The sequence below is a fragment of the Actinosynnema sp. genome, assembly GCF_052038725.1.
This window is the reverse complement of record NZ_JBQGCX010000361.1, coordinates 1-4,819: the sequence shown is the minus strand read 5'-3', so window position 1 is coordinate 4,819 and position 4,819 is coordinate 1. Positions and strand designations below refer to the sequence as shown.

General features: G+C 77.5%; 2 protein-coding genes. Both read right to left on the bottom strand.

The window, feature by feature from the left end; all coding sequences use genetic code 11:
• On the bottom strand, positions 1–3,319 hold a 3,319-nt coding region (locus ACTUAL_RS07290; protein WP_440899706.1), incomplete at its 3' end, for an AAA family ATPase.
• A 574-nt stretch (positions 3,320–3,893) separates the two neighbouring features.
• Positions 3,894–4,445: a sigma-70 family RNA polymerase sigma factor gene (locus ACTUAL_RS07285; RefSeq protein ID WP_440899705.1), complete on the bottom strand. Its 552-nt coding sequence runs from the start codon at positions 4,443–4,445 to the stop codon at positions 3,894–3,896.
• Between the last annotated feature and the right edge of the window lie 374 nt (positions 4,446–4,819).

Genomic DNA, 4,819 nt, shown 5'->3' with positions numbered 1-4,819 from the left:
TGAGGGCGGCGGGCAGGTCGGCGCGGCCCGCGATGCCGAGCTTGCGGTAGGCCCCGGACAGGTGCAGCTCGACGGTGCGCCGGGTGAGGAAGAGCGCCTCGGCGATCTGCCGGTTCGTCAGGCCCTGCGCGGCCATGCCCGCGACCCGGACCTCCTGCCTGGTCAGGCCGTGCTCGGTGCCCTGGGCGGCGGGCGGCTCGCAGGCCCGCAGCTCCTCGCCCGCGCGCGCGATGAGCGGTTTGGCCTCGCAGTCCGCGCTCAGCTCCACGGCCCGCCGCAGGTGCGGGATGGCCCGCTCGGGCCTGCCGCGCCTGCGCAACCGCGCGCCCAGCTCGCACAGCGCCTCGGCCAGCGCGAGCCGGGCGGTGGTGCCCCGCAGGTGTTGGACGGCCTGGGCGAGCGCGCGGGTCCCGGCATCGTCCTCGCTGGTCAGGCCCACCGCGAGCAGCGCGGCGCCGAGCGCCCTCGGGGTGCCCCAGCGGCGGGCGACCGCCAGCTCCTCCCCGGCGAGCCGCGCCGCCTGGTCGCGGCGGCCCAGCGCGAGCAGGGCGCGCACCGCCAGCGGTCGCCACGGCAGCAGCGGCGCCGACCCGAGCTGGGCGGCGGCCAGCCTCCTGCCGCACTCGCGCGCGTCGGTCAGCGCGCCCTCGGCGTCACCGCCCGCGAGCTTGAGCCTGCCGCGCGCCCACAGGGTGGTGTTGTGGCCGAACACCTCGGGCAGCCGGTCGGTGAGGCCGTGCTTGGCCAGCAGCTCGCGCGCCTCGTCGAACCGGCCGAGGTCGACCAGCGCCTCGGTGAGCCTGGCCGCGCAGCGCACCGCCATCGGGCAGTCCTCGACCGGGCCTGCCCACTCCCCCGCGTCGGCGGGCCGGTCGCCCGGCCGGTCGCGCGGCGGGGCGCTCTGCTCGGCGAACAGCCGCAGCTGCCACTTCAGGAAGGTGGTGGCGCGCACGAGGTCGCCGGTGGCCAGGTGGTGCAGGCCCTGGGCGAGCGCGAGCGCCGCGCCCCGGTCGAGGTGGTGGTCGCGGGGTTCGGCGCGAGAGCCGAGCGCGTGCCGCAGCCCCTCGGACAGCCGGGGCGAGTCGGCCAGGAAGCAGGTGGCGACGGCGAACGCGAACGGCCGGGTGAGCACCTCGGTGTCCGGTCCGGTCAGCGCCAGCTCGGCGTGACCGGCGGCCCGCGCCGCCGAGTCGCCGCGCAGGGCGTGGCCGAGCGCGAGCAGGGCGGAGCGGGTCTGCCGCAGCTCGGGCGACGTGGGCGGCTCGGCCTCCAGCTCGCGCAGCAGGGCGCCCGCGCGCAGCGCGAGGCCGGGGTTGTTGCCCGCGCCCGCGAGGAAGCACAGGGCGCGCAGCCGCCACGAGCGGTCGTGGTCGGCGGGACCGAGCCTGGCGACCAGCTGCGGTCCGAGGGCGAGGGCGAACCGGGCGTCGACCGGGCGGCACAGCCGCAGCAGCAGCTGGGCGGCCTGGTCGGCGGCGAGGCCGGTGTCGTCGGCGAGGACGAGGCTCTCGCGCAGCAGCGACGCGCCCTCGGCCGGGTCGGCAAGGAACACCGCGTGCACCAGCTCCAGGCGGGCGCCCAGGCGCTCGGCGGGCGCGGCGCGCTCCCGCAGCGCGCGCTCCAGGCAGGCGCGGGCCTCGACCGGGTCGCCCGCGCGCCGCGCCGAGCGGGCGGCCACGCGCAGCACCGGGACGCCCCAGGGCAGCGGCACGTCGTGGGCCTGGCGCAGGTGCGCGGCGACCCTCCTGGCGGGTTCCCCGGCCTCGGCCAGCGCCGAGGCGGCGCGGGCGTGGTCGGCGGCGCGGGTGGCGACCGGCAGGTCGGCGAGCACGCAGGCCCGCAGGTAGGGGTGGTTGAAGGCGAGCGGGGTGCCGTCGCGGAGCAGGCGCAGCCGGACCAGGGCGTCGACCAGGGCGAGCACCTCGCGGTGCTCGACACCGGCCAGCTCGGCGACCCGGTCGACGGTGGCGTCCTCGCCGAGGACGGCGGTCGCCCGCACCACCTCGGCCGCGCCGGGGCGGACCCGCAGGCGCAGGCGCAGCAGCTCCCCCAGCTCGGGCGCGGCGAGCGCGGGGACCCCGGCGGGGTCGAGGGCGGTCGGGTCCAGGGCGGTGGGGTCCAGGGCGGTGGGACCGGAGCCGAAGGCGGCGGGGCCGAACCCGGCCGGGACGAGCGCGGCGACGTCGAAGGCGGCGGACGGGCCGGGATCGCACCCGGCCGGGTCGAACTCGGCGGGGGGGAACCCCGCGCGGCCCGGTGACGGGGCGCCGGGGCCGCCGGAAGCCGGGCCCCCTCGCCGCTGGTGGCGCCGGGAGGCGTGGTGCTCCGGCGACGTGACGCCGGAAACCGGGGCTCCCTGGCCTGATCCGGGATCGGCGGGGCTCCGGACGGCGTCGCCGGACGCGGCACCGCCCTGGGTGACACCGCCCTGGGAGGCGCTGCCTGCGCTGGAACGACCGCGGGCCGCAGCCCCGGAGACGGGGTCACCCCCGGCGCTGTCCCCCGGACCGGGGCGACCGGAGCTGTCCGCGCCGGAACGGCCGGGCGCCGGGGCCACGGGACCTGCGGGGCCCGCGGTGCGGGCGGTCCGGGCCTTCGGTCCGAGGGCCGCTCGGGTGCGCAAGACCGCGACCAGGGACTCCAGCAGTCTGGGGTTGCCCGCCGTGGCCTCGTGGACCGCCGCGGCCAGGCCCTCGGGGAGGGGTGCGGGCAGCGCGCCCGCCAGCAGGTCGGCGACCGCGTCGGGGGCCAGGCGGGGCAGGCGCAGCAGGTGGTGGTCCTCGGGCAGCAGCTCGGACAGCAGCAGGTCGGCGGCGGGCGGTTGGCCCGTGGCCGAGGACAGCACGACCAGCAGGGGGCGGTCGCGGAGCCTGCGCAGCAGGTAGGCGAGGCAGCGCAGGGACCAGGCGTCGGCGGCGTGCGCGTCGTCGACCACGAGCAGCAGCGGGGCGCGCTCGACCGAGGCGCGCACCAGCTGCAGGAACGCCTCCAGCGAGGGCGCCACGTCGCCGGGGTTGTCCAGCAGGTCCTCGGCGAGCTGCCCGACGACGGCGCCGCGCAGCTCGCTCTCCAGCCGGGTGGCGACCGCCGACGCGGCGGTGAAGCCCAGGTCGCGGGCCTGCTCGGCGACCTCGGCCAGCAGGGCGGACTTGCCGGAGCCGAACTCGCCGTCCACCAGCACCCCGACGGTGCGCCCGGCCGACGCGGCGCGCAGCAGCGCCCGGAAGGCGCGCAGCTCTCCCGCCCTGCCGACCAGCGGCGGGCGGTGCGCGCCCCGCGTTCTCGGGTCCACCTGCCGCGCGGGGCTCGATGCGCTCACCTGTGGACTCCGTTCTGCGGCGTCGCGGCGGCGGGGAGCGGGCGGAGCACCACCGTATGGCATGTGTCCACCCCGGAGATCGCCACAGGCCCGGCGCGGGAACGGCGCAGGTCCAGCGCGGAGCCGGCGCGGGAACGACCCGAGCCCAGCGCAGAGCCGACGCAGGAAACGACCAAAGCCCAGCGCAGGGCTGGCGCAGGCACGGCGCAGGGCTGACGCAGACCCGGCGCAGGAACCGGCGCAGGCCGTGCGCGGGACCGGCGCTGCCTGCCGGGAACCGGCGCGGGCGCTGCCCGGAACCGGGTTCCGGGCAGGGCCCGCCGCGGGCGGGCACCGAGAGCCGCGCCGGGACGCGGGCGGGATTTCCTTCGGTGCCCTCCGTAGAGACTTCCGGGGGCGCCTCCCCCCAGAATGGCCTGCGAACGGGCGGGCCGCGAAGCGCGGCCCGGACCGCCAAAACCGCGGAAGCATTTCCGCCGAGCGGGCTCTCCAGCGGGCTCCGATGAATTCCGGGGAGCGCCTCCGGCGGCGAGCGGAAATGCCGGTGAGTCGCGCGCGAATTACCCGGAGCAGCTCAGCGCGACTCCTCCATTGATCGGCGCAGGATCTTCATGGCGTGGTAGACGCGGGACTTCACGGTCCCTTCGGGAATGCCCAGCACGAGCGCCGCCTCGCGGACCGTCCGGCCGCGCACGTAGGTCTCGCAGATCGCTTCCCGGTGCTCGGCACCGAGCTTCCCGATGAGATCGGCGAGCACCATGCGGGACAGCCCCTGCTCGGTCCGGTCGGGCTCCAGGGCGACGTCGTCGCCGGTCAGCTCCACCTCCACGGGTCTGGCGCGACGCCCGCGCCAGTCGTCGATCACGATCCGGCGGGACACCGTCAGCAGCCAGCCCCGCAGCATCCTCGGGTCGCTGACCAGCGTTTCCGCGTTCCGCCACGCCCGGATCAGGGTCTCCTGGACGACGTCCTCCGCCCACTGCCGGTCGTTGCCGGTCAGCTTGAGCACGTGGGCCAGCAGGACCCCCTCGAACTGCGCGTAGAGGGTCGTCACCAACTCCTCGGCCCTGCTCCGCGCGGCGGCGCCCGACCGGGGCTCCACCCGCGTTCCGCCCGGTGAATTCATGGAGTGCGAACCTCCTGAGAGTTCGTGCGGCGGAAGGCGTGCCGAGCGTTGCGGGGTAACACGCCTGCGAAGTTGCGGAGACCACGTGAACGTACTACACGAGTACGTCTCGATCCAATAACCACGCCCCCTGTCCACGTCGTGGCCGCTTGTAGGGGAAGTGCGACTCGTGCATCACCGCGCGTTCCGCGAAGTACCGGTGATGCAGATCACACGCGCGACGTGAACCGCTCTTCCGGCGTCCGCCCCCGGTTCGCCGATGCGTATTGCCGACCAATACCGGGGTCGCCGAGGGGGCCGCGGACGCGGCGCGGGGGCGGCCCCCGCGGGGGGGGCGCGCCCCCGGGGGGCGCGGGGGGGGGGGGGGGGGCCGC